The organism is Oerskovia merdavium, assembly GCF_014836755.1.
Classification (GTDB): Bacteria; Actinomycetota; Actinomycetes; order Actinomycetales; family Cellulomonadaceae; genus Oerskovia; species Oerskovia merdavium.
In genome coordinates, this window is sequence record NZ_JACSQF010000007.1 from 143630 (window position 1) to 166050 (window position 22421).

The following is a 22421-nucleotide window of genomic DNA, read 5'->3' on the forward strand; positions in this document are numbered from 1 at the left end:
TACACAGGAAGGCCCGGTTCAGCAGAAATGCTGGACCGGGCCTTCGTCATTCCCTGTGCGGGACCGTGTCGTGCCGACCGCTCTGCGGGCCCCGCGCGTCCGTCGTCGCGGCCTCGGCTACCCGCCAGGCGCCGACCCACCAGCCGCCGGTCCGCCGGCTACGGCGCCAGCGGGACGGCCCAGAACGCACCTCGGGCGCGGACCACGTGCAGCGGTCCGCGCCCGAGGCGCGACGAGGACGCGACGCGTCAGTCGGCGAGCGTGAAGCCGGTCGTCCACTGGGTCGCGCCCGAGCCGGCCAGCGTCATCTGGACGAAGCCGAGGGCCTCGAGCTCGCGAGCGCGCTTGAGCGAGCCGGCGTCGACGCCCTTGAGGCCGCCCGCACGGACCAGGTCGACGAGCGTGCTCTTGGCGTCGTTGTCGTCGCCCGCGACGAGGACGGTCGCGGTCTGGTCGGCGACCTGTCCGCTCGCGAGGGTCGAGGCGAAGTTGGTGTTGAACGCCTTGAGGACCTTGGCCGTCGGGGCGAGCGCGGCGATCTCGGCGGCGGCCGAGGAGTCGGCGGGCACCACGAGCGAGTCGAACGTCGCGAAGTCGACGGGGTTGGTCGGGTCGACGAGGACCTTGCCGTCGAGGCGGCCCGCGTACTGCGCGAGGACCTCGGGCACGGCGGGGAAGGGGAGCGCGAGGACCACGAGCTCGCCCGTGATCTCGTCACCCACGACGCCCGAGGTGAACGACGCGCCCGAGCCGAGCGCTGCGGCCTTCTCGGCGTCGCGCGCCAGGACCTGGACCTGCGCGCCGGCGTCGAGGCCGATGCGCGCCACGCCTGCTGCGATGTTCCCTGCGCCGATGATCGTGATGCTGGTCATGTAGTCCTCCGGGGCTGCGACGTCGACCGGGGCCGACGCGATTGGTTGTTGATACAACTAACGTAGACCCACTTAGTTGTCGTGTCAACCATTGCCGCTAGACTGGTCCCATGACCGACGACGTGCGATGGCTCTCCCCCCGCGAGCTGCGGACCTGGATGCGCCTCCAGGCCGTCTCCGAGCTCCTCCCGGGCGTGCTCGACGCCCAGCTCCAGCGCGACGCGCAGCTGACCCACTTCGAGTACCTCGTGCTCGCGATGCTCTCGGAGGCCGACGACCACACGCTGCGCATGACGGACCTCGCGCTCAAGACCAACGCGACGCTCCCTCGCCTGTCGCACGTGGTGAAGCGGCTCGAGGGGCGCGGCTACGTCGAGCGCGTCCCGTGCCCGACCGACAAGCGGGCGACGCTAGCGGTCCTGACCGACGCCGGGTGGGACAAGGTCGTCGCGACGGCCCCGGGCCACGTCGACACCGTGCGCGAGCACATCATCGACCGCCTCACCCCCGAGCAGGTCGAGCAGCTCGACGGGATCGCCCGGGCGATCCTCGAGTCCCTCGACACCGAGGGCCGGCTCGACGCGCTCCACCTCCCCGAGGACTAGCGCGGTGTGACGCGACCCACCGTCTCACCGGACGTCCCGCCTATGTCTCACCGCGTGGGACCGGCGTAGAGTCGTCCTCCGGCGAGTCCCGGCAGCACGCGTCACCCGCGGCGGCCCGGTACCGCCTCGTCACCCTCCTGACCCCGGAAGGTCCTCATGCGCCGCCTGAACGCCGTGCTGCCCGTCGCAGCCGTCTCGACCGCCCTGCTCCTCGCGGGCTGCTCGTCCGACACGTCGACCGACGCCGGGTCGTCCGGCGCCGCGACGCCCACGTGCGAGCCGGGCGCCCTGCCCACGCACACCGACGGCAAGCTGACCGTCGCCGCGGGCGAGGCGTACTCGCCCTGGTACATCGGCGAGCACGACAGCGGCGAGGGCTTCGAGTCCGCGCTCGTCTACGAGGTCGCCGACCAGCTCGGGTACGCCGAGGAAGACGTCGAGTGGGAGCTCGTGACGTTCGAGCAGATCGTCAGCCCCAGCATCAAGACCTTCGACTTCGCCGCGTGGCAGACGTCCATCTCGGACGAGCGGCGCAAGGCCGTCGACTTCTCGAGCCACTACCTCACGACGCGCCAGGGCGTGATCGTGCAGGAGGCCGGCCCGTACGCCTCGGCCACGACGCTCGACGAGCTCAAGGACCTGCGCATCGGCGTCACGGCCGCCCAGACGAGCCTCACGCTCGCCAAGGCCGCGTTCGGCGACGACGCGAACCTCGTGCCGTTCAACGGTGCGGGCGACGGCATGACGGCCCTGCAGTCGGGCACGATCGACGTCATGATCATGGACGTCGACCAGGGCGTCGCGGCCTCGACCGAGTACTTCCCGGACTCCGTGGTCGTCGGGACGCTGCCGGACCAGGGCACGGTCGAGCAGTACGGCCTGGTCCTCGACCTCAACTCGACCCTCACCGAGTGCGTCTCGGCCGCGGTCGACGCGCTCGAGGCCGACGGCACGCTCGCCGAGCTGCGCACGACGTGGCTCAAGTCGGACGACATCCCCGAGCTGGGCTGAGATGAGCGAGGGCGCGTCGGGCGCCGCGCCGCAGGACGGCCCCGTGCCCGACGACGGCGCTCGCCCCGCGAGCGCGGGCTGGACCCCGTCGCCCCTCGCCCGGGCGAGGGACTCCTACCGACGTGCGCGCCGCCGTCGGGCCGCGTGGGTGTCCGTCCTCTCGACCGTGGTCGTGGTCGCGGTCCTGTACGCCGTGGTGACCACGGCCCCCGGCTGGGAGCGCACGCGCGACGCGTTCTTCTCCCCGCAGAGCGCCTGGGAGTCGCTGCCCGCGATCGCCGAGGGGCTGTGGCTCAACCTGCGGGTGTGGGTCGTGGCGTCGGTCGTCGGGATGGTGCTCGGCATGGCGCTCGCCGTGATCCGCACGAGCCGCATCCCGGCCCTGTTCCCGCTGCGTGCCTTCGCGGTCGCGTACGTCGACGTGTTCCGCGGCGTGCCGCTGCTGCTGGTCCTGCTGCTCGTCGGGTTCGGCCTGCCGGCCCTGCGCCTGGAGTGGTTGCCGACGTCGGGGGCCTTCCTCGGCGCGCTCGCGATCATCCTCACGTACACCGCGTACCTGGCCGAGGTGTTCCGCGCCGGGATCGAGTCGGTGCACCCCTCGCAGGTCTCGGCCGCGCGCTCGCTCGGCCTCACGCGCGCGCAGACGACCCGCAGGGTCGTGCTGCCCCAGGCCGTGCGGCACGTGACCGCGCCGCTCGCGAGCAACCTCGTCTCGCTCCAGAAGGACTCGGGGCTCATCTCGATCCTGGGCGCGGTGGACGCGATCCGGGCCGCGCAGATCGCGGCGTCGGGCAGCTACAACTTCACGCCCTACGTCGTGGCGGGCGTCCTGTTCCTGCTGGTCTCGATCCCGCTCACGCGCGTGGTCGACGTGTACTCGGCGCGTCAGGGCTGGCGCGGTTCGCTCGCGACCGTGAGCGGCGCGGGGGCCATCCGATGAGCCACCTGCTGTCCCTGCGGGGGATCCGCAAGACGTACGGCGAGCGCCTGGTGCTCGACGGGATCGACCTCGACGTCGACGAGCACCGCTGCGTCGTGCTCGTCGGGGCGTCGGGCTCGGGGAAGTCGACGCTGCTGCGCGTCGTGAACCTGCTCGAGGAGATCGACGACGGCGAGATCCTGCTCGACGGGCAGGACGTGGCCGACCCGCGCCTCGACGCGAACGCCGTCCGGGCGCGCATGGGCCTGGTCTTCCAGTCGTACAACCTGTTCCCGCACATGAAGGTCATGGACAACGTGACCCTCGCCCCGCGCCTCGTGCACAAGCGGGACCGCGCCGAGGCGGAGGCCGCGGCCGAGGCCATGCTGCGTCGCGTCGGCCTCGCGCACCGCATGACGGCCTACCCCGACCAGCTCAGCGGGGGCGAGCAGCAGCGGGCCGCGATCGCGCGGGCGCTCGTGTCCTCGCCCGAGCTCCTGCTGCTCGACGAGGTCACCTCGGCGCTCGACCCCGAGCTCGTGGGCGAGGTCCTCGACCTGCTCGCGGACCTGCGGGCCGAGGGCGTGACGATGCTCGTCGCGACCCACGAGATGGGCTTCGCGCGCGAGGTCGCCGACGAGGTCTGCTTCCTGCACCAGGGCCGCGTGCACGAGCGCGGCACGCCCGAGCAGGTCCTGGGCGACCCGCAGCGCGAGCGGACCCGGGAGTTCCTGCGCCGGCTGCGCTGAGGTCGGCACGACGGGGCGCCGTCGGCCCGGTCGCCTCCGCCGGGGCCCGCCCTTTCGTGCGCGGCGCGCGGCGCGCATGATGGAAGCAGGTCCCTCAGCGAGGAGGCACGTCATGAAGGCAGCGGTGGGAGACAGGATCATCCGGGCCTCGGGGGTGGTGGGCGGTGCCGTCCGGGACGGCATGGTCGTCGAGGTCCAGCACGAGGACGGTTCGCCGCCCTTCCTGGTCGAGTGGGCCGACACGGGCGAACGGACGCTGGTCTACCCGGGGCCGGACACCCTGGTCCGCGCCCCCGTCGAGGGGGCCGTCGCGCACGAGGTCACGGTCCCGGTGCACTCGAAGTCCTGGCACGTCCAGGTGAGCCTCGTGGAGAGCGAAGGACGCACGACGGCGGAGGCCATCCTGGTCGGTGACGTGCCCTCCGAGCTCCACGCCACGGGCAGGGCGCGCAAGGACCCCGGCGACGCCGAGATCGAGGCGATCGGCGACCACGTCGCCGCCGCGCGCGCGCTGCGTGCGCTCGCCGACCGGCTGCTCGGCATCGCGGAGTCCGAGATCGAGGGCTCCACGGGGGTGCCTGCGCACGTGCACCACTGAACCGCCGCGGGCTGCATCAGCCCGCGGAGCGCGGGGCTCCCTCCCGGTAGGCCCGCCGACGGCGGCGGGGTGGTTCGAGGAGGAGCCATGAAACGCCTGGTGCTCTGCTGCGACGGGACCTGGAACTCCCCGGTCCGGGCGAGCGTGTCGAACATCGAGAAGATCGCCCGCTCGGTCCACACGGGGATCGGGCCGGACGGGGTCCAGCAGATGGTGTTCTCGGTCGAGGGGGTCGGCGCGCGCGGGTACCGCGTGGACGCGCTGCTCGGCGGGGCGTTCGGCTACGGGCTCAGCCGCAACGTCGTGGCCGGGTACCGGGACCTCGCGCTCAGCTACGAGCCCGACGACGAGATCTACGTGTTCGGGTTCAGCCGCGGGGCGTACACGGCCCGCAGCGTCGCGGGCATGATCGCGAGCGTCGGGCTGCTGACCGCGGACGCGCTCGCGGACCGGCGGGCAGGCAACCTCCTGGCGGAGGCCGAGGCGCTCTATCGCGACCGGACACCGGCACGCAAGGCCAAGGCCTCCCGGTTCCGGGAGCAGCACTGCTACCCGCAGGTGCCCCTCACGTTCCTCGGGGTCTTCGACACGGTCGGCGCGCTGGGCGTCCCGGGGATCACGCGGCGGCGGTCCCGGTTCCACGACGTGCGTCTCTCGGGCGCGGTCCAGTGCGCGCGCCAGGCGCTCGCGATCGACGAGCGCAGGCTCACGTTCGAGCCCTGCCTGTGGGACGTCCCGGCCGACGACGACCGACCGGGCGGCGTCAAGCAGGTCTGGTTCCCGGGCGGCCACAGCGACGTCGGGGGAGGGACCGCCTCGCCGGGGCTGTCCGACGTCGCGCTCCTGTGGATGATGGGCGAGGCTGCGGCGTGCGGCCTGACGTTCCACCCCGACCGGGTCCTCGCGCAGCTCGGCGACGACCCCGAGCTGGTCTGCCGCTTCACCCCCGGTCCGGTGTACCGCCTCCTCAACGTCGTCAAGAGGTGGCGCCACCGCCCGCGCTTCCGCGGCACGCGCCGCCTGCTGGCGGGTGTGCCGCTCGACGACGGGTTCGTCGACGACGTCCTGCTGTCCGACCTCGCGCTCGCCCTGACCGCCGATCCCACGTCCGTGTACGGCAGGCACGCGGTGAACGTCGCCTGGTGGAAGGAGACGGCGGGCACGGGGCTCGCGGTCGAGCCCGTCCCGCTCCTGAACGACCGCTCCCGCCCACTCGTCCTGGCGTGACGGACGGCACCGCGACGCGGCCCTGGCTAGCCTGGAGGTGGTGACGCGCCGCGCCGCCGGTCGGGTGTCGCCCGCGAGGGCGCTCGCGGGAGGAGCGGGACATGGCATGGCTGGACGCGATCGGAGACCTCAACTGGTGGGCGGTGCTCGTCGCGACCGCCTCGACGTTCCTCGTGGGCTTCGTCTTCTACGCGAGCGGGGCGCTGGGCAAGCGGTGGGCCGGGCTCGTCGGCCTGACGGAGGAGGAGATGAGCAGCAGCGCGGGCGCCGGTCCACGGTTCGCGGCCACGGGGGTCGCCTCGCTCCTCACGGCGATCCTCCTCGGGGCCCTGATCCTGGCGACGGGTGTCGACGGGCTGTGGGAGGGGTTGCTGTTCGGCGCGGTCATCGGGCTGGTCTTCCGGGCAGGAGCCCACGTGATCCACAACGGGTTCGCGCACCTGCCGACCCAGCTCACCGTGATCGACGGGGTGCACGACGTGATCGCGCTCGCGGTCATGGGCGCGATCCTCGGGGTCTGGCAGTAGTGGCGGGCGGGGAGGTCCCGTCGGTCTCCGCGGCCCGCGCCGTCGTGCACGGGCACGTGCAGGGCGTCGGGTTCCGGTACGCGACGACCCGTCGCGCGGCCGAGCTGGGCCTCGTCTGCGAGGCCCAGAACCTGCCCGACGGGACCGTGCTCGTCACGGTGCGCGGAGCGGCGGCCGACGTCGAGGTCCTGGTCGACTGGCTGCGCGGCGGCAGGACGCCCGGCCGGGTGACGGGCGTCGACGTGCAGCCGATGTGATGCTGGGGCACATGACCTCCGCACCGGGCACCCCCGCCGCACCGCGCACCACCGACCTCGTCCCGGCCGACGCCCACGTGTTCGGGAACCCCGACGCCCCCGTGACGATCGTCGAGTTCGGGGACTTCGAGTGCCCCTACTGCCATGACGCCGCGCCCGTCCTGCGCACGGTCGTCGAGGAGTCGGGCGGCCAGGTCCGGCTCGTCTTCCGCCACTTCCCGCTCTTCGAGGTCCACCCGTACGCGCTCACGGCGGCGCTCGCGGCCGAGGCGGCGGGGGCGCGCGGGCGGTTCTGGGACATGCACGACCTCCTGTTCGCCCACCAGGACCGGCTCGACGACGCCGGTCTCTCCCACTGGGCGCAGAAGCTCGGCCTGGACGGTGCCAGCGTGGTCGGTGACGCGGCCCAGCGGTTCGGAGACGTCGTGGAGCGCGACTACCTCGCCAGCTCTGCGGCGGGGGTGCGCGAGACGCCGACGGTCTACGTCGAGGGCGTGAGGTACCGCGGACGCGTGACCGAGGACGGCCTGCGCGCGGCGGTCGCCGCGGCGACCGTCCCGGCGAGCCGCACCACCCCGGACGGGGCCTGAGGCCCGCACCGACGCTGCCGGGCGTCACGCACCGGCTCCGCCCTGCGGGTCCCGTGACGTCTCGGCGGCCTCCGGCGCCCGCCACGGCCGCGGTGGGAGCCCGGGTGGGGGACCGGGCGACTCGGGCGAGCACAGCGGGAGACGTTCGCCCAGGATCCGCAGCGTCACCGACCCGGCCACGGCCGCGACCAGCGAGCCCGCGAGGATCCCGATCTTCGCCTGCTCGATCAGCGCCTCGTCGTCGAACGCGAGCTCGGCGATGAACAGCGAGATGGTGAACCCGATCCCGGCGAGCATCGCACCGCCCAGGAGGTGCGAGTAGCGCACCCGACCGGGCAGGTCGCCCAGGTTCAGCCGCAGCGCGAGGGCGGAGGCGCCGAAGATCCCGACGGCGTTGCCCACCACGAGCGCGACCGCGACGCCGATCGTGAGGCGGGACGTCATCGCGGCCGACAACGACTCGGCGTCCAGGTGCACGCCCGCGTTGGCCAGCCCGAACACGGGGACCACGACGTACGCGCTCCACGGGTGCAGGATGCGCTGGAGCCGGTCGCTCGCGGGGACCGCTGCGCGTGCGGCGAGCTCGGTCAGGTGCTCGCGCTCCGCCGTCGTCTCCTCGCGCAGCCGTTGGGCGTACCCCGGGACGTCGTCGACCTGGTCCCGACGCGACCGCCGTGACGGGACGAGCAGCCCGACGAGCACGCCCGCGAGCGTCGCGTGGACCCCCGAGGAGTAGACCGCGAGCCACAGCGCCAGGCCCACGCCCACGTAGGGCGCGAGGCGCCAGACGCCGAGCCAGCGCATCACGAGCAGCGCGACCACGAGCGCGCCCGCGATGCCCAGCCCGGGCAGCCACACGCCGTCGTTGTAGAACACGGCCATGACGGTGATGGCGCCGATGTCGTCCACGACCGCGAGCGTCAGCAGGAACAGGCGCAGCCGGTCGGGGCAGCGCGGGCCGAACAGCGCGAGGACCCCGACGAGGAACGCGGTGTCGGTCGACATGACCACGCCCCAGCCGTGCTGCGCGTCGGTACCCGCGTTGAAAGCCAGGTAGACGAGCGCGGGGACCAGCAGCCCGCCCAGCGCACCGAGCGCCGGGACCGCGACCGTCCGACGGTTGCGGAGCTCGCCGCTCGTGACCTCGCGGTTGATCTCGAGGCCGATCACGAGGAAGAAGATCGCCATGGCGGCGTCGTTGACCCAGTGGTGCAGGTCCATGTCGAGCGACCACTCGCCCAGGTGCATCCCGGCCGTGGTGGCCCACAGGTCGTCGTACGCGGCCGACCACGGCGAGTTCGCCCACACGAGCGCGATCACGGTCGCTGCGAGCAGCAGCACCGCGCCGCCGGCCTCGGTCGCGAGGAACTGCCGGACGGCCGGGGCGACGGGGCGCACGGGGAAGCGCAGCGGCGGACCCGGTCGCTGGTCGAGCGTCGGGAGGAGCGGACGGGCGCCGGGCTGGGCCGGCGGGACCGGGGGAGTGGACGTCACCGCTCCAAGGTCGCAGCGCGGGGCGCCCGGCGCAACGGGTGTCCGCCCGGGCGAACCCGGGCGGGTGCGGCCGGTGTGCGCCCACGGCCGGCCGGGTGCGGCCCGCGGGCCCGGGCGTGAAAGGCTGGGTCACGTGCCGTCCCGCTGCGGGCGGGCGGTCCGGCAGGTGAGGAGCAGAAGTGACGGCAGAGCAGGCTGCGACGAGCAACGAGGGATCCGCCGGGCCGACGACGTCGCTCCCGGCCGAGCGCTCCGGCGCGTCCAGGGCAGGGCGCCGGCAGGCGGCGAGCAGCGCCCGCCCGGACGTGGGCAGGGTGAGCGTCGAGCGGCACCGCCGCGAGGTCGAGGCGCTCGTCGGCGCCGCGCTCACGGCGCGCGGCTCCGAGCGGGTGGCGCTCGCCGACGCGCTGGACCGGGTGCTCGCCGTGGATCTCGTCGCCCCCGTGGATCTCCCGGGGTTCCGCAGCTCCCAGATGGACGGGTACGCGGTGCGGGCGGCAGACGTCGCCGGGGCCGCGAGCGCGTCCCCCGTGGTCCTTCCCGTCGTGGCGGAGATCCCGGCCGGGCCGGGCGTGCCCGCGGTGCTCGCCGCGCGGACCGCGGCCCGGATCATGACGGGCGCCGTCGTGCCCGAGGGGAGCGACGCCGTCGTGCCCGTCGAGGACACCGACGCCGCGCGCTTCGGTGGGCGCTCGACGAGCGCGGCGCGAGGGACCCTCGGGAACCAGGTCGGCGTGCTCGTGCCGCGCGCGGTCGGGGAGTTCGTGCGGGACGTCGGGACCGACGTCCGTGCCGGCGACCTGGTCCTGCCCGCCGGGACGCTCCTGGGACCGCAGCACCTGGCCGCCGCCGCGTCGTGCGGCGTGCCCGGGCTGGACGTGCTGGCGCCCGTGCGGGTCGCGGTCGTCTCGACCGGCACCGAGGTCGTCGAGCCAAAACAGGTTGCCGCGACGGGTCAGGTCTACGACGCGAACCTCACCGGGCTGTCGGCCGCCGCACGGCGGGCAGGAGCCGTCGTGACCCTGGCCGAGCGCACCGGGGACGACCCGGCCGAGCTCTCGGCCGTGCTCGAACGGGCTGCCGCCGAGGCGGACCTGGTCCTCACGTCGGGCGGCGTGAGCCAAGGAGCGTACGAGGTCGTCAAGGACACGCTGGGCGAGGGGGTGACCTTCCGGTCCGTCGCGATGCAGCCCGGCGGGCCGCAGGGCTTCGGCACGGTCCACGGGACCCCCGTCCTGACCTTCCCCGGCAACCCCGTGAGCGCCCAGGTCTCGTTCGTGGTGTTCGCGCGTGACGTCCTGGAGCGAGCCGCGGGGCGCCCGCCCCGCGACGAGGAGGACCGCAGGACCGTCGAGGTGATCGACTCGCCACCGGGCAAGCGGCAGATGCTGCGCGGCCGCACGGGCCCCGACGGCAGCGTCCGCGTCGTGGGTGGCGCGGGCTCGCACCTCGTGGCCACCATGGCCTCGGCCGACGTGCTGGTCGAGGTTCCCGAGGGCGTCGGGCACCTCGAGGCGGGCGAGCAGGTACGGGTCGTGCGGCTGTGAGCGCGGTGGACGGGGTGAGTGCGGTGGACGGGACGGCCGGCACCGGTGGGGCGATCGAGGGAGACCAGCGGGTGGCACGAGACGGGAAGCAGCACGAGGGCGCGTCGGTCGCCGACGGGCCGGGCGGAGAGCAGCGGGTCAGCGATGGTGCGGCCGGTGCGGCCGGTGCGGCCGGCGGTGCCGGCACAGTCGCGCTCGACGTGTCTCGCGTGACGAAGGACGCGCTCGACGACGCCGTGGTGCGCGCCGTGGAAGGCGCCGTGTCCTCGCGCGAGTGCGGCGCCGTCGTGACCTTCCGTGGAGTCGTGCGGGACGTCGACGGCGGGCGCGACGTCACGGGCCTCGACTACGAGGCGCACCCCGACGCGACCGAGGTGCTCCGGCGGTGCTGCGCGGCGGTCTCGGCCGAGACGGGCCTGCGCGTCGCGGCGGTCCACCGGTACGGCGTGCTGACGATCGGGGACGTCGCGCTCGTCGCGAGCGTCGCCTCGGGGCACCGGGCCGAGGCGTTCGCGGCCTGCTCGCTGCTCGTCGAGCGCATCAAGGCCGAGGTGCCGATCTGGAAGCGGCAGCACTTCACCGACGGCGACTCGGAGTGGGTCGGGCTGTAGGCGCCCGCGCCGGGAGGAGTGGCGGCTCCGAGGTCAGTCGCGGGGGTTGTCCTTGAGCAGGCCGAACCCGATGCCGACGAGGGCGCCCAGGATCAGGCCGGGCCCCGCGAGCAGGAGCGTGCCCGCCACGGTGCCGATCAGGGTTCCCAGCACCGTGCTCGGACCTGCGGTGAGACGGCTCGGTCCGGGACGGTGGACCGGGAGGGCGTCGGTCCGGGGGGCGGGCTCGGGGGTGGTGGTGATGTCGCTGGGACGTTCGAGGAGTGCCACCCCTCCATGGTAGGTCTGGCGGGGTCTCTCGGCCGGGTGCCGCGAGGCTCGTCGGGCGGGATCCCCGATGACCTTGGACACGTTCTGCGAGGTGGTCGACGCGAGGGTCGAGGCCCGTCGCCCGACACGCCCGACGGGTGCTCAGCCCCCGATCGCACCCATGCTGCGCTCGGTGCGGGCGAAGGCCTCGGGGTCGTCGGCCGGGCCGCCGACGGCCCCGGCGTCGGGGGCGCCACGATCGAGACCGTGCGCGAACGGCTTGGCCCACATGGCCGCCTGCCAGGCCGCGACGATCTGCGCGTCGGACGCTCCGCCGTCGGGCACGTGCGTCCCTGGCGCACCGGCCGAGCCGGTGGCGCCCCCCGACCGCAGGAGAGCGCGCAGGTCCACCTCCTCGTTGCCGAACAGGCACGAGCGCACGGTCCCCTCCGCGGTGAGCCGGGTCCGGTCGCAGTCCCCGCAGAACGAGCGCGTGACCGAGGCGATGATCCCGACCGTGGCGGGACCGCCGTCGACGGCCCACTCCTCGGCGGGGGCCGAGGGATCCTCACGGCCCACGGGCGTCAGGTCGAAGCGTTCGCCGAGGACGTCGAGCAGGCGCTCGGCCGAGACCAGCTGGGCGCGGTCCCAGTTCTGGTCGGCGTCCAGAGGCATCTGCTCGATGAAGCGCAGCCGGCACCCGTGCTCGACGGCCCACGCGAGCAGGTCGGCCGCTCCCGCGAGGGTCTCGGGCATGAGGACCGCGTTGAGCTTGACGGGCGACAGGCCGGCGTCGAGCGCGGCCCGGATCCCCGCGAGCACCTGGGGCAGCCGGTCGCGGCGCGTGAGCTCGGCGAAGTGCCGGCGGTCGATGCTGTCGAGCGACACGTTGACGCGGTCCAGCCCGGCGTCGACGAGCTCGCCGACGCGCTTGTCGAGGCCGATCGCGTTGGTCGTCATCGAGATCCGCACTCCTGGCGCCGCGGCGCGGGAGCGACGCACGATCTCGGCGAGGTCGGGGCGCATGAGCGGCTCTCCGCCCGTGAACCGCACGTCGCGGATGCCCAGGCGGTAGCCGATCCCCACGAGCCGCCCGATCTCGGCCGGGGTCAGCAGGTCGTCGCGGGGGATCGCGGGGAGCCCCTCTGCGGGCATGCAGTACGTGCAGCGCAACGAGCACTTCTCGGTCACGGAGACCCGCAGGTCGTGCGCGACGCGGCCGTAGCGGTCGACGAGCGCGTCGGTGTCCGGGCGCCCCAGGGTGCTCGGCGCCCCGGCAGGACGCACGCGGGGCAGCCCGAGAGCGACGGCAGTCATGATCGCGAGTCTACGCAGCGGCGGGCGGTCGGGCGGGGGCTGTCCGGCGCCGAGTGCATGGTTCGGCTGCGACTCGCCGGGCGTGTCGCTGCACGACCATGCACTCGACGGGTCGACGGGTCGACGGGTCGACGGATCGACGGATCGGCCGATCGGCTGCGCCCGGGGCGGCAGGAGGGGCGCCGCTACCGGGCGGCGCGGGCGTCGTACGCCTGCTGGGCGGCGACGACCTGGGGGACCGCGCCCTCGAGCACGTCGAGGAGGCCGACGAGCTGGTCCGCCACGACCCGGCCGAGGTCGGTGAGCGAGTACTCGACGTGCGGGGGGATGGTCGCGCGGACCTCGCGCACCACGAGTCCGTCGCGCTCGAGCCCCTGGAGCGTCTGGGCGAGCATCTTCTCGCTCACGCCGTCGATGCGCCGGCGCAGCGCGTTGAAGCGCACCGCGCCGTCGCGCAGCCCCGCGACGGTCAGGACGCCCCAGCGCCCGGTCACGGCCTCGAGGGCGTGGCGGGACGTGCAGCCGCGCTGGAACACGTCGGCGATCATCTCGTCGGACGGTCCCGTGGTCTCGGGGGTGGGCTGGAGGTCGGTCACGAGGACAGCCTAGCGTGCAGGCGGATCGCAAGCACTGTGACATAGAACGCACTGTCGGAAGGATTGCACTTACGAAAAGTTAGTGCCAGGCTGTCGCGGTACCCACCACCCCTTCAGGAGGACCACATGATCGCCGTCACCGCAGCCACCGGACACCTCGGACACCTCGTCGTCGAATCGCTCCTCGAGCGCGGCGTCGCCCCCGAGCAGATCGTCGCCGCCGTCCGCACCCCGGCCAAGGCTGCCGACCTCGCCGAGCGCGGCGTCCTCGTCCGTGAGGCCGACTACTCGCGCCCCGAGACCCTCGCGACCGCCCTCGAGGGTGTCGACGTCGTCCTCCTCGTCTCGGGCTCCGAGGTGGGGCAGCGCGTCCAGCAGCACGCGAACGTGGTCGAGGCGGCCAAGGCCGCCGGCGTCCGCCACCTCGTCTACACGAGCGCCCCGCAGGCCACCACGTCCGCGCTGGTCCTCGCGCCCGAGCACAAGGCCACCGAGGAGCTCATCGCTGCCTCGGGCCTGACCGCGACGATCCTGCGCAACGGCTGGTACACCGAGAACTACGTCGGCAACGTCGAGCAGGCGCGCGAGACGGGCGTCCTGCTCGGGAGCGTCGGCGACGGCCTCGTCGCGTCGGCGAGCCGCAAGGACTATGCCGAGGCTGCTGCCGTCGTCCTCGCCGCGGCCGACGCCGACCCCTCGCTCGAGGGTGCCGTCTACGAGCTCTCGGGCGACGTCGCGTGGGACCACTCGTTCCTGGCCGCGACCATCGGCGAGATCGTCGGGCGCGAGGTCGTCTACCAGGACGTGACCCCCGAGGCGCACGTCCAGGCCCTGCTGGACGCGGGTCTCGACGAGGGGACCGCGGGCTTCGTGGTCGCCCTCGACGGCAACACGCGCGACGGTCTGCTCTCCGCGACGTCGGGCGAGCTGTCGCGCCTCATCGGGCGCCCGACGACGACGCTCGCCGAGGGCCTGCGGGCCGCGGTGGGTGTGACGTCGGCCGCGTGACGCCGGTCTGACCCCGCCCTCGCCGAGTGCATGATTGCGCTGCGACACGCCCGGCGTGTCGCAGCGCAATCATGCACTCGAGGGTGACGGGTCGGCGCCGGGAACAATGCCGGCTTCCAATTAGTTAAACCTTCAACTATTCTGGAAGCAGAGGTCGGGACCCGGCCCTGGACGGAGGACACCATGACTGACCGAACGAACAGCCCGGCGGAGACCACGTCCCGCGTGCCCGGCACCGACACTGCCGCCTTCGCGGCCAAGGACCTGCTGTCCGCGGAGACCTCGATGGACGCGGTGACGCTGCACGTCGCCGATCTCGACCTGATGACCCGCTACTACCGCGACGCGCTCTCCCTGGCCGTGCTGACGCCGTCGGACGCTCTGCTCGCTGCGATCCCCGGCGCCGGAGCCGGCTCGCGCGACGAGACCGTGGTCCTCGGGCGCGGCGCGACCCCGCTCGTGGTGCTGCGCCGCGGCCAGGACCTGCCGCGCGCCCGCCGCGGCGAGGCCGGCCTGTTCCACACGGCCCTGCTGTTCGACGACGCCCCTGCGCTCGCCGCAGCGGTCGCCTCGGTCGCGCGCACCGCACCGAGCACGTTCGTCGGCAGCGGTGACCACCTGGTCTCCGAGGCGTTCTACTTCACCGACCCCGAGGGCAACGGCGTCGAGCTCTACCACGACCGCCCGCGCGAGACCTGGACCTGGCAGGACGGCCAGGTCGCGATGGATACGCTCTACATCGACCCCAACGCGTTCATGCAGGAGCACCTCACGGACGCGGCGCTCGAGCGGGCGCTCTCGACCGACGTCGTGGGCCCGGACGACACCGTGGTGGGGCACGTGCACCTCCAGGTGGGCGACATCGCCACGGCCCGCGAGTTCTACGTCGACACCCTGGGCTTCGAGGCCACGGCCTCGCTGCCCAGCGCCCTGTTCGTCTCGGCGGGCGGGTACCACCACCACATGGCCATGAACACGTGGAACAGCCAGGGAGCGGGGCCGCGCGCCTCGACGCTGGGCCTGGGGCAGGTCGCGATCTCTGTGCCCTCGGAGGATGACGTCACGGCGCTCGTCGACCGTCTGTCCCGGCGCGGGATCCAGATGCGCCACGACGGCGCGACGCTGCGGTTCGACGACCCGTGGAAGAACCTCATCGAGGTCGCGGTGCGCTGAGCCGCGCCCCCTCTCGCGCGCTGAGTGCGGAGTTCTTGCGCGACACGCCCGGCGAGTCGCACAAGAACTCCGCACTCGGCGGAAGGTGGGGCGCCTCAGCGCTTGGCGGGCTCCTCGCCGCGCGTGATGCCCAGGCGCTTGGCGAACAGCTTGCGCTGCACGAGCCACCCGGCCAGCGCGAGCGCGGCCCACGCCAGGAACGACACGACCTGCTCCCACCCCACGGACGGGTCGCGCAGGAACCCCAGGGTGTCGGGGGAGACGCGGCCCAGGCCGCCCAGCACGATGCCCGCACCACCGATCGTCGTGAGCCACAGCAGTGCCCGGCGCCGGTACTTGTCGGCGAGGAAGCCGCACGCCGCCGCGACCGCGATGACGATGATCGCCGCGAGGACCCAGTTGCCCGAGTCGCCCGAGACCGTGCCGTACAGCTTGGCACCGATCACGGCCCCCGTCACGATCCCGATGAAGAACGACGCGAGCTTGAACACGAACGCCACGGCGATCCAGGCGACGAGCCCGCCGAGCACCCCGACGAGCAGGGCCGTGGTCTGGCTCGCCCCGAACAGGTCGCCCAGCATCCAGCCGAGGCCGAACCCGGAGGCGATCACCGCCAGGTGGACCGAGCCGACGCCGAGGAAGCACAGGAGCAACCCGACGGCGACGATGACGAGACCTGCGACGACCGGGTCCATGAGACCTCCTGGCGTGAGGTGGGGCTAGTGCTTGGCCTTGATGACCAGCACGGGTGCGTGGGCGTCGAGCAGGACGCGCTGCGTGGTGCTGCCGAGCAGGAACTTGCCGACGGGGGAGCGCTTGCGCGAGCCGATCACGACGAGGCTCGCGGTCAGGCGCTCGGCCTCGTCGAGGATCGCGTCCGCAGGGTCGATCCGAGACTCGCGGTACGTGACGGTCGCCGCGGGGGTGCCCGCGGGCAGGGCGTCGAGCAGGTGCGCCAGGTCGGGCGGGAGGGGCGGATCGTCCTGCGGCGGGCCCTCGAGCGGGGTCAGGACGAAGACCGCCAGCGGCAGGTCTCGGCGGACCGCCTCGGCGGCTCCGGCGTGCAGGGCCGCCTCACCCTGTGGCGAGTCGTTGTAGGCCACAAGAACGGTCATCGCCGTTGTGCTCCTCGTTCGTCGTGCCCGGGTCAGCGGGCAGATCGCGTGTGCCCTCGCACTCTCTCACACCCCGGGGGTCCCTGCAGGGAGCGTGGGAGCGCGTCGCGGGACCGGATGCCCGACGGCGCCGCGGCCCCCGCTGCGCTCGCCCGAGGTCGCGGGCTCCCGGGGCGGGCACGGGTGGCGCCGGGCGTCCCCTCGCAGGTCAGGCGTCCGTGGCCAGCACGTCGGGGAGACTCAGCGACGGGGGCAGGAGGGGTGGGGCCACGGAGCGGACGATCCGGGCGAGCTCGCGGTGCCGGTCTGGTCCCATGCGGTCGGCGGGCGCCGTCACGGACAGCGCGGCGACGGCCTGTCCCGCGCGCAGCAGCGGCACCGCGAGGCAGCTGATGCCGGGTTCGTTCTCCTCGTCCTCGGTCGCGTAGCCGGCGGCCCGGGCGGCGGTCAGCGTGTCCCACAGGGAGTCCGCGGTGACCGTCGTGGCGCCCGTGTCGCCGGTCGCGGCGGCGTACCAGGACATGCCCGAGCGATCGGTGGTCCGGAACGCGAGGAGCGCCCGTCCGAGCGCGGTCGTCGCGGCGGGCCGGCGTCGTCCGACCGCCGACCAGACCCGCACGGCGCGCGCGGGCTCGACCTTGTCGAGGTAGACGATCTCCGGGCCGGACAGCACGCCGAGGTGGACGAGCTCGCCCGACGCCTCGCACACGGCCGTGAGCGCCGGGCCCAGGAGGGCCGGCAGGTTCTCCTCGCCCAGGAACGTGTCGCCGAGCGCGGTCGCGGCGGGTCCCAGGCGATAGCTGCCCGTCGCGGGGTCCTGGTCGGCGTAGCCGCGGAAGCGCAGGGCCGACAGCGTGCGGTGCAGCGAGGTCTTGTTCAGGCCGAGCTCGGCGGCGAGCGCGCCCAGGGTGAGCCCGTGCGGTCCTGCGGCAGCGAGCCGCTCGAGGGTGAGCAAGGCCTTGTCGACCGAGCCGAGGGGACTGCTCGTGGAGCCAGGGTCTGCCGGTGCGTGGTCTGCCGAGGAGCGGACTGTCGGTACGGGGTCGCCAGGGGTCTCGGCGCCCGGACGGGCTACCACGTGGACGCACCGCTCGCGTAGAGTGATTTCGCATTCCAGAACATCCGTTCACTATAACGAAACGCGAGGCCTCATGTCACCCGCAGCGCCCCCGACCGACGTCGACCAGCTCTTCGCCAGGGTGCGGGTCGTGCCCGTGGTCGTCGTGGAGGACGAGGCGCAGGCGCTCGCCCTCGGAGCCGCTCTCCTGGACGGCGGCCTGCCCATCGCCGAGATCACCTTCCGCACCGCCGGTGCCCGCGCCGCGATCGCCGCAGTCACGCGCGAGCTTCCCGAGCTCGTGACCGGCGCGGGCACGGTGATCAACGCCGACCAGGTCGACCAGGCCGTCGACGCCGGTGCGCGTTTCCTCGTCTCTCCCGGGTTGAGCGTCGACGTCGTGCGCCGGGCCCAGCACCACGGCCTGCCGATCTTCCCGGGCGTCGCGACGCCGTCGGACGTCATGGCCGCCCTGGCCCTGGGGCTCGACGTCGTGAAGTTCTTCCCCGCCGGGATCAACGGGGGAGTGCCCGCGATCAAGGCGCTGTCCGCGCCGTTCCCCGGCCTGCGGTTCGTCCCCACCGGCGGTGTGAGCGCGGCCAACGCGACCGAGTACCTCTCGGTGCCCTCCGTCCTGGCCGTGGGCGGCTCCTGGATGGTCGAGAAGTCCCTCGTGGAAGCCGGGGACTTCGCCGAGATCACGCGTCGCTCCGCGCAGGCCGTCGCGCTCGCGGCATCGCTCGCACCCGCCCGGGAAGCCGCCGTGCCGGACGCGCCCGCCGCGGACGCCGTGCCTCCGGCACCCGCAGGACCGACCGCCCCCACCGCGCCCGCGGCACCCGTCGCCGCAGGAAAGTGAGCTGACATGACCGACACGACCCCCCGCCCCGCGGGCGCCCCCCTGAACCTGCGCCCGGCCGCGGACTGCACCTACGACGTCGTCTCCCTGGGCGAGGTCATGCTGCGCCTGGACCCGGGGGAGCGGCGCATCAAGACCACCCGCTCGTTCGACGCGTGGGAGGGCGGCGGGGAGTACAACGTGGCGCGCGGCCTGCGCCGGTGCTTCGGTCTGCGCGGCGCGATCGTCACGGCGCTGGCGGACAACGAGGTCGGTCGCCTGGTCGAGGACCTCATGCTCACGGGCGGCCTCGACACGAGCTGGGTGCAGTGGGTGCCCTACGACGGGATCGGTCGCACGGTCCGCAACGGGCTCAACTTCACCGAGCGCGGCTACGGCGTGCGCGGCGCGGTGGGCGTGAGCGACCGCGGCAACACCGCGATCGCCCAGATGCAGCCCGGGGACGTCGACTGGGACGAGCTGTTCGGTCGTCGCGGCGTGCGCTGGCTCCACACGGGCGGGATCTTCGCGGCGCTGTCCGCGTCGTCCGCGGACGTGGCCGAGGCCGCCATGCAGGCCGCACGCCGGCACGGCACGATCGTGTCCTACGACCTCAACTACCGCCCCTCGCTGTGGCAGGGCATCGGCGGCCCGGCGCGCGCGCAGGAGGTCAACCGCCACCTCGCGCAGTACGTCGACGTCATGATCGGCAACGAGGAGGACTTCACGGCGAGCCTCGGGTTCGAGATCGAGGGCGTGGACGAGAACCTGACGGACCTGGACACCGCGGCGTTCCGCGCCATGATCGAGACCGCCGCGGCCGCGTACCCGAACTTCCAGGTCATCGGCACCACGCTGCGGGCCGTGCGGTCCGCGACGCGCAACGACTGGGGGGCCGTCGCGTGGTCCCGGGTCCAGGGGTTCGCCGAGGCCACGCACCGCGCGGACCTCGAGATCCTCGACCGCGTGGGCGGGGGCGACTCGTTCGCCTCGGGCCTCGCGTACGGGCTCATGGAGCTCGGGAGCATCCAGGAGGCCGTCGAGTACGGCGCCGCCCACGGTGCGATCGCCATGACCACGCCCGGCGACACGTCGACGGCGTCGCTCGCCGAGGTCCGCAAGCTCGCCTCGGGCGGGAGCGCGCGCGTGCAGCGCTGACGCGGCACGCCGAGATGCGGCGAACGGGGGTCCAGGAGCGCTCTGGACCCCCGTTCGCCGCATCTCGAGTCGGGTGGTCCGGCCCGCGGGCGCCTCGCCTGCCCGCGGCCTGGGGGCCTTGCCTGCCCGCGGCCTGGGGGCCTTGCCTGCCCCCGTCCCGCCCGGCCTCAGTTTCCCGGCGGCACGCCGCCTCATCCCGAGCGGCGCCCCGAGGTCGCGGCTAGGGTGGACGAGGACGGACAGATCGGACACAGCGCGTCGGGAGCCTCCGTGGCCCGGCGAGCGCGAGGAGGCTCACGTGGTGCAGCGTGGTGGGGTGCCGTCGGGCCGCCTCCCGCGACGCACGGTCGACGCCCCGTCGGACATCGCCCGAGCGGTCGAGCACGCGCGCATCCTGCGCGGGGCCGGGGACCCCACCGGCGCGGCCCGTGTCCTCGACCGAGCCTTCGACGCCGAGGGCGTCCGCACCAGGACCGTGTCCGAGCGGCTGCGCTTCCGCGCGCTCGTCCTGCGGGCGGACCTCGCGCTCCAGCTGCACGACGACGTCGCGGCCGCCCGGTTCCTCGCCGGTGCCGAGGCGCTGCCCCTGCTCGCGGACGCGCTCGCGGCGCTCGACGACGACCTGCACCTGGCCGAGGAGCTGCGCGAGCGCCTCGACGCCGACTGAGCACCCGCCCGGCCCCACCCCGTCAGGGTTGCGTCAACACCCGCCGGCCCTCCGTCAAGAACCCGTCAACGTCCCGCCTCCCGCCTCCTCCCACGGCATAGACCTGGGGTGTGCGCAGGAGCTGCGCACCGGCACGGCGCCTCCACGCCGACCACGGCACCTGCCCGCGGTCCCCGAGATCCGCCCGCCGCACGACGTTCGAAGGCAGAACTCAGATGGCCGACCTGGCCTACATCCTGCTGACCGTGGTGTTCTTCACCGCCGTCGGCCTCGTGGCCCGCCGCCACGGCTCCTCCGGGGGGTCCACGTCATGACGGTCCTCGACTGGGTCGGGCTCGGTGCCGTCGTGGTGCTGCTCGGTTACCTGTTCGTCGCCCTGCTCCGCAGCGACAAGGTCCGGTGAGCGCGACCGTGCTGACCCAGACCAGCGTGCTGACCCACGCGACGGCGACCCAGGCGGTCGGCGAGGTCGCGTCGCAGGCGCCCGGCGTGTGGCTCGCCGTCGGGCAGCTCGTCCTGCTGCTCCTCGCGCTCGCCGCGGTGCACGCCCCGCTCGGCGCCTACATGGCGCGCGTCTTCACCTCACCCCAGCACCTGCGCGTCGAGCGGGCCGGATACCGGGTCATGCGCGTCGACCCCGACGCGGAGCAGAAGTGGAGCACCTACCTGCTCTCGCTCCTCGGCTTCTCGATGGCCTCGCTCCTGCTCCTCTACGGGCTCGCGCGCCTCCAGCAGCACCTGCCGATGAACCTCGGCTTCTCGGTGTTCGACCCGGCCGGCGCGTGGAACACCGCGGTCTCGTTCGTGGCCAACACCAACTGGCAGTGGTACTCGGGCGAGGCGGCCGCGGGGCACCTGCTCCAGATGGCCGGGCTCGCGGTGCAGAACTTCGTGTCCGCGGCCGTCGGCATCTCGGTCGCCGTCGCACTCATCCGCGGCTTCGTGCGCTCGGGCACGGACGGGCGCGTCGGCAACTTCTGGTCCGACCTGACCCGCACGTGCGTGCGCATCCTGCTGCCCATGGCGTTCGTCGGCGCGATCGTGCTGCTCGCCACGGGCGTCATCCAGAACTTCGACGCGCACACGGCGATCGACACGGTCGCGGGCGGCACGCAGCACGTGCTCGGCGGCCCCGTCGCCTCGCAGGAGGTCATCAAGGAGCTCGGCACCAACGGCGGCGGGTTCTTCAACGCCAACTCGGCGCACCCGCTCGAGAACCCGAGCCCGTTCTCCAACCTGTTCGAGATCTTCCTGATCCTCGTGATCCCTTTCACCCTCCCTCGCACGTTCGGCCTCATGGTCGGGGACAAGCGTCAGGGCTGGGCGATCCTCGGGGCCATGGGCGCGCTGTGGTTCGTCGCGGTCGCGCTCATCACCTGGGCCGAGATGGCCGGGCCCGGAGCTGCACCCCTCGCCGCGGGCGGCGCCATGGAGGGCAAGGAGACCCGCTTCGGCCTCGCCGCGAGCGCCCTGTTCGCCGCGTCGACCACGGGCACCTCCACGGGTGCGGTCAACGCGATGCACGACTCCCTGACCGCGCCGGGTGGCGGCGTGACGATGTTCACCATGATGCTCGGCGAGATCGCGCCGGGAGGCGTGGGGTCGGGCCTGTACGGGATGCTCATGCTCGCGATCGTCGCGGTGTTCGTCTCGGGGCTCATGGTCGGGCGCACGCCCGAGTACCTGGGCAAGAAGATCGGTCGCCAGGAGATCACGCTCGTCGCGCTGTACATCCTCACGGTCCCGTTCCTCGTGCTCGTCGGCACGGCGCTCGCGATCGCGCTCCCCGCCGGCCAGGCCGGCATCCAGGAGGCCGGCCCGCACGGGCTGTCCGAGGTCCTGTACGCGTTCACGTCCGCGGCCAACAACAACGGGTCGGCGTTCGGCGGGCTCACGTCGGGCACCCCCTTCTACAACACGGCCCTGGGCGTCGCGATGCTCGCCGGCCGCTTCATCCCCATCGCCCTCGTCCTGGCCCTCGCCGGACGCTTCGCCTCCCAGAAGACGGTCCCCGCCACCGCGGGCACCCTCCCGACGCACCAGCCGCTGTTCGTGGGCGTGCTCGGGACCGTCGCCCTGGTCGTCGTCGGGCTCACCTTCGTCCCCGTGCTGTCGCTCGGTCCCATCGTGGAGTCGCTCTCATGAATCGTTCTTCTTCCGTCGCTCCTTCGGGGAGCGTCCCCGCGGGGGGTGGGGCGGGTCTTCCAGAGGACCTCGTTCCTCGGTCCTCCGCCAG

General features: G+C 73.6%; 26 protein-coding genes. 18 read left to right on the plus strand and 8 right to left on the minus strand.

The window, feature by feature from the left end:
- Positions 1-248: 248 nt before the first annotated feature.
- Positions 249-872 (minus strand): NADPH-dependent F420 reductase, encoded by a 624-nt coding sequence (locus tag H9641_RS08670; RefSeq protein WP_191802852.1) that lies wholly within the window; start codon positions 870-872, stop codon positions 249-251.
- Positions 873-982: 110 nt separating this feature from the next.
- Between H9641_RS08670 and H9641_RS08675 the strand changes: the two genes are divergently transcribed.
- From H9641_RS08675 to H9641_RS08715, 9 genes are all read left to right on the plus strand, one after another.
- Positions 983-1477 (plus strand): MarR family winged helix-turn-helix transcriptional regulator, encoded by a 495-nt coding sequence (locus tag H9641_RS08675; RefSeq protein ID WP_191802854.1) that lies wholly within the window; start codon positions 983-985, stop codon positions 1475-1477.
- A 156-nt stretch (positions 1478-1633) separates the two neighbouring features.
- The gene (locus tag H9641_RS08680; protein WP_191802856.1) at positions 1634-2488 is read left to right on the plus strand and encodes an ABC transporter substrate-binding protein; all 855 of its coding nucleotides are present in this window, start codon (positions 1634-1636) and stop codon (positions 2486-2488) included.
- A gap of 1 nt (position 2489) precedes the next feature.
- A complete protein-coding gene (locus H9641_RS08685; RefSeq protein WP_191802858.1) occupies positions 2490-3428 on the plus strand; it encodes an amino acid ABC transporter permease in 939 nt (312 codons plus the stop codon).
- Complete coding sequence (locus tag H9641_RS08690) at positions 3425-4156, plus strand: amino acid ABC transporter ATP-binding protein (RefSeq protein ID WP_191802860.1); 732 nt, start codon at positions 3425-3427, stop codon at positions 4154-4156. The genes H9641_RS08685 and H9641_RS08690 overlap by 4 nt, the downstream gene beginning before the upstream one ends.
- Before the next feature lie 112 nt (positions 4157-4268).
- The gene (locus tag H9641_RS08695; RefSeq protein ID WP_191802862.1) at positions 4269-4754 is read left to right on the plus strand and encodes a dsRBD fold-containing protein; all 486 of its coding nucleotides are present in this window, start codon (positions 4269-4271) and stop codon (positions 4752-4754) included.
- A gap of 87 nt (positions 4755-4841) precedes the next feature.
- Positions 4842-5981: a DUF2235 domain-containing protein gene (locus tag H9641_RS08700; protein WP_191802864.1), complete on the plus strand. Its 1140-nt coding sequence runs from the start codon at positions 4842-4844 to the stop codon at positions 5979-5981.
- 101 nt (positions 5982-6082) lie between these two features.
- A complete protein-coding gene (locus H9641_RS08705) occupies positions 6083-6508 on the plus strand; it encodes a DUF1761 domain-containing protein (RefSeq protein ID WP_191802866.1) in 426 nt (141 codons plus the stop codon).
- On the plus strand, positions 6508-6765 hold the full coding sequence (locus H9641_RS08710; protein ID WP_191802868.1) for an acylphosphatase: 258 nt from the start codon (positions 6508-6510) through the stop codon (positions 6763-6765). Before H9641_RS08705 ends, H9641_RS08710 begins: the two co-directional genes overlap by 1 nt.
- Before the next feature lie 11 nt (positions 6766-6776).
- Positions 6777-7355: a DsbA family protein gene (locus H9641_RS08715; protein WP_191802869.1), complete on the plus strand. Its 579-nt coding sequence runs from the start codon at positions 6777-6779 to the stop codon at positions 7353-7355.
- 24 nt (positions 7356-7379) lie between these two features.
- Here the strand turns inward: H9641_RS08715 and nhaA are convergent, their stop codons facing one another.
- Positions 7380-8849, minus strand: coding sequence for a Na+/H+ antiporter NhaA (gene nhaA / locus H9641_RS08720; protein WP_191802870.1), 1470 nt, complete (start codon positions 8847-8849; stop codon positions 7380-7382).
- A gap of 179 nt (positions 8850-9028) precedes the next feature.
- Here nhaA and H9641_RS08725 point away from each other — a divergent pair, with 179 nt between their 5' ends.
- Entirely contained in the window at positions 9029-10396 is a 1368-nt protein-coding gene (locus tag H9641_RS08725) for a molybdopterin molybdotransferase MoeA (RefSeq protein WP_318244471.1), read from the plus strand.
- A gap of 71 nt (positions 10397-10467) precedes the next feature.
- Positions 10468-11007 (plus strand): molybdenum cofactor biosynthesis protein MoaE, encoded by a 540-nt coding sequence (locus H9641_RS08730; RefSeq protein ID WP_318244472.1) that lies wholly within the window; start codon positions 10468-10470, stop codon positions 11005-11007.
- 33 nt (positions 11008-11040) lie between these two features.
- On the opposite strand, the gene H9641_RS08735 is transcribed toward H9641_RS08730, so the two are convergent.
- The 3 genes from H9641_RS08735 to H9641_RS08745 form a co-directional block, all read right to left on the minus strand.
- Positions 11041-11277: a hypothetical protein gene (locus tag H9641_RS08735; RefSeq protein WP_191802872.1), complete on the minus strand. Its 237-nt coding sequence runs from the start codon at positions 11275-11277 to the stop codon at positions 11041-11043.
- A 141-nt stretch (positions 11278-11418) separates the two neighbouring features.
- Complete coding sequence (gene moaA, locus H9641_RS08740) at positions 11419-12573, minus strand: GTP 3',8-cyclase MoaA (protein ID WP_191802874.1); 1155 nt, start codon at positions 12571-12573, stop codon at positions 11419-11421.
- A gap of 185 nt (positions 12574-12758) precedes the next feature.
- The gene (locus tag H9641_RS08745) at positions 12759-13169 is read right to left on the minus strand and encodes a winged helix-turn-helix transcriptional regulator (protein WP_318244473.1); all 411 of its coding nucleotides are present in this window, start codon (positions 13167-13169) and stop codon (positions 12759-12761) included.
- 126 nt (positions 13170-13295) lie between these two features.
- On the opposite strand from H9641_RS08745, the gene H9641_RS08750 reads away from it, so the two are divergent.
- Together H9641_RS08750 and H9641_RS08755 are read left to right on the plus strand one after the other, a co-directional pair.
- Positions 13296-14177: an SDR family oxidoreductase gene (locus H9641_RS08750; protein ID WP_191802876.1), complete on the plus strand. Its 882-nt coding sequence runs from the start codon at positions 13296-13298 to the stop codon at positions 14175-14177.
- A 285-nt stretch (positions 14178-14462) separates the two neighbouring features.
- Positions 14463-15350 carry a VOC family protein gene (locus tag H9641_RS08755; RefSeq protein ID WP_225220228.1) on the plus strand — a complete coding sequence of 296 codons (888 nt, stop codon included), beginning with the start codon at positions 14463-14465 and terminating at the stop codon, positions 15348-15350.
- A 95-nt stretch (positions 15351-15445) separates the two neighbouring features.
- On the opposite strand, the gene H9641_RS08760 is transcribed toward H9641_RS08755, so the two are convergent.
- From H9641_RS08760 to H9641_RS08770, 3 genes are all read right to left on the minus strand, one after another.
- Positions 15446-16045, minus strand: coding sequence for a DUF4203 domain-containing protein (locus H9641_RS08760; RefSeq protein WP_191802880.1), 600 nt, complete (start codon positions 16043-16045; stop codon positions 15446-15448).
- Positions 16046-16069: 24 nt separating this feature from the next.
- Complete coding sequence (locus tag H9641_RS08765) at positions 16070-16465, minus strand: universal stress protein (RefSeq protein WP_191802882.1); 396 nt, start codon at positions 16463-16465, stop codon at positions 16070-16072.
- Between the two features lie 208 nt (positions 16466-16673).
- Positions 16674-17543, minus strand: a complete 870-nt coding sequence (locus tag H9641_RS08770; RefSeq protein ID WP_191802884.1) for an IclR family transcriptional regulator — start codon at positions 17541-17543, stop codon at positions 16674-16676.
- Positions 17544-17616: 73 nt separating this feature from the next.
- Between H9641_RS08770 and eda the strand changes: the two genes are divergently transcribed.
- The 5 genes from eda to kdpA all read left to right on the plus strand — a co-directional run bounded on the left by eda (position 17617) and on the right by kdpA (position 22330).
- Positions 17617-18381 (plus strand): bifunctional 4-hydroxy-2-oxoglutarate aldolase/2-dehydro-3-deoxy-phosphogluconate aldolase, encoded by a 765-nt coding sequence (gene eda / locus H9641_RS08775; RefSeq protein ID WP_191802886.1) that lies wholly within the window; start codon positions 17617-17619, stop codon positions 18379-18381.
- Positions 18382-18387: 6 nt separating this feature from the next.
- Entirely contained in the window at positions 18388-19518 is a 1131-nt protein-coding gene (locus tag H9641_RS08780) for a sugar kinase (protein WP_191802888.1), read from the plus strand.
- 298 nt (positions 19519-19816) lie between these two features.
- The gene (locus H9641_RS08785; RefSeq protein WP_191802890.1) at positions 19817-20185 is read left to right on the plus strand and encodes a hypothetical protein; all 369 of its coding nucleotides are present in this window, start codon (positions 19817-19819) and stop codon (positions 20183-20185) included.
- 310 nt (positions 20186-20495) lie between these two features.
- The gene (locus H9641_RS08790) at positions 20496-20588 is read left to right on the plus strand and encodes a potassium-transporting ATPase subunit F (protein WP_139107727.1); all 93 of its coding nucleotides are present in this window, start codon (positions 20496-20498) and stop codon (positions 20586-20588) included.
- Between the two features lie 86 nt (positions 20589-20674).
- Positions 20675-22330, plus strand: a complete 1656-nt coding sequence (kdpA, locus tag H9641_RS08795) for a potassium-transporting ATPase subunit KdpA (protein WP_191802966.1) — start codon at positions 20675-20677, stop codon at positions 22328-22330.
- The last annotated feature ends 91 nt before the right edge of the window (positions 22331-22421 follow it).

Excerpts from the sequence above, each read along its gene's own strand:
- H9641_RS08670 (WP_191802852.1), bottom strand. The coding sequence starts at position 872 with ATGACCAGCATCACGATCATCGGCGCAGGGAACATCGCAGCAGGCGTG.
- H9641_RS08675 (WP_191802854.1), top strand. The coding sequence starts at position 983 with ATGACCGACGACGTGCGATGGCTCTCCCCCCGCGAGCTGCGGACCTGG.
- H9641_RS08680 (WP_191802856.1), top strand. The coding sequence starts at position 1,634 with ATGCGCCGCCTGAACGCCGTGCTGCCCGTCGCAGCCGTCTCGACCGCC.
- H9641_RS08685 (WP_191802858.1), top strand. The coding sequence starts at position 2,490 with ATGAGCGAGGGCGCGTCGGGCGCCGCGCCGCAGGACGGCCCCGTGCCC.
- H9641_RS08690 (WP_191802860.1), top strand. The coding sequence starts at position 3,425 with ATGAGCCACCTGCTGTCCCTGCGGGGGATCCGCAAGACGTACGGCGAG.
- H9641_RS08695 (WP_191802862.1), top strand. The coding sequence starts at position 4,269 with ATGAAGGCAGCGGTGGGAGACAGGATCATCCGGGCCTCGGGGGTGGTG.
- H9641_RS08700 (WP_191802864.1), top strand. The coding sequence starts at position 4,842 with ATGAAACGCCTGGTGCTCTGCTGCGACGGGACCTGGAACTCCCCGGTC.
- H9641_RS08705 (WP_191802866.1), top strand. The coding sequence starts at position 6,083 with ATGGCATGGCTGGACGCGATCGGAGACCTCAACTGGTGGGCGGTGCTC.
- H9641_RS08715 (WP_191802869.1), top strand. The coding sequence starts at position 6,777 with ATGACCTCCGCACCGGGCACCCCCGCCGCACCGCGCACCACCGACCTC.
- moaA (WP_191802874.1), bottom strand. The coding sequence starts at position 12,573 with ATGACTGCCGTCGCTCTCGGGCTGCCCCGCGTGCGTCCTGCCGGGGCG.
- H9641_RS08750 (WP_191802876.1), top strand. The coding sequence starts at position 13,296 with ATGATCGCCGTCACCGCAGCCACCGGACACCTCGGACACCTCGTCGTC.
- H9641_RS08755 (WP_225220228.1), top strand. The coding sequence starts at position 14,463 with ATGGACGCGGTGACGCTGCACGTCGCCGATCTCGACCTGATGACCCGC.
- H9641_RS08760 (WP_191802880.1), bottom strand. The coding sequence starts at position 16,045 with ATGGACCCGGTCGTCGCAGGTCTCGTCATCGTCGCCGTCGGGTTGCTC.
- H9641_RS08765 (WP_191802882.1), bottom strand. The coding sequence starts at position 16,465 with ATGACCGTTCTTGTGGCCTACAACGACTCGCCACAGGGTGAGGCGGCC.
- eda (WP_191802886.1), top strand. The coding sequence starts at position 17,617 with ATGTCACCCGCAGCGCCCCCGACCGACGTCGACCAGCTCTTCGCCAGG.
- H9641_RS08780 (WP_191802888.1), top strand. The coding sequence starts at position 18,388 with ATGACCGACACGACCCCCCGCCCCGCGGGCGCCCCCCTGAACCTGCGC.
- H9641_RS08790 (WP_139107727.1), top strand. The coding sequence starts at position 20,496 with ATGACGGTCCTCGACTGGGTCGGGCTCGGTGCCGTCGTGGTGCTGCTC.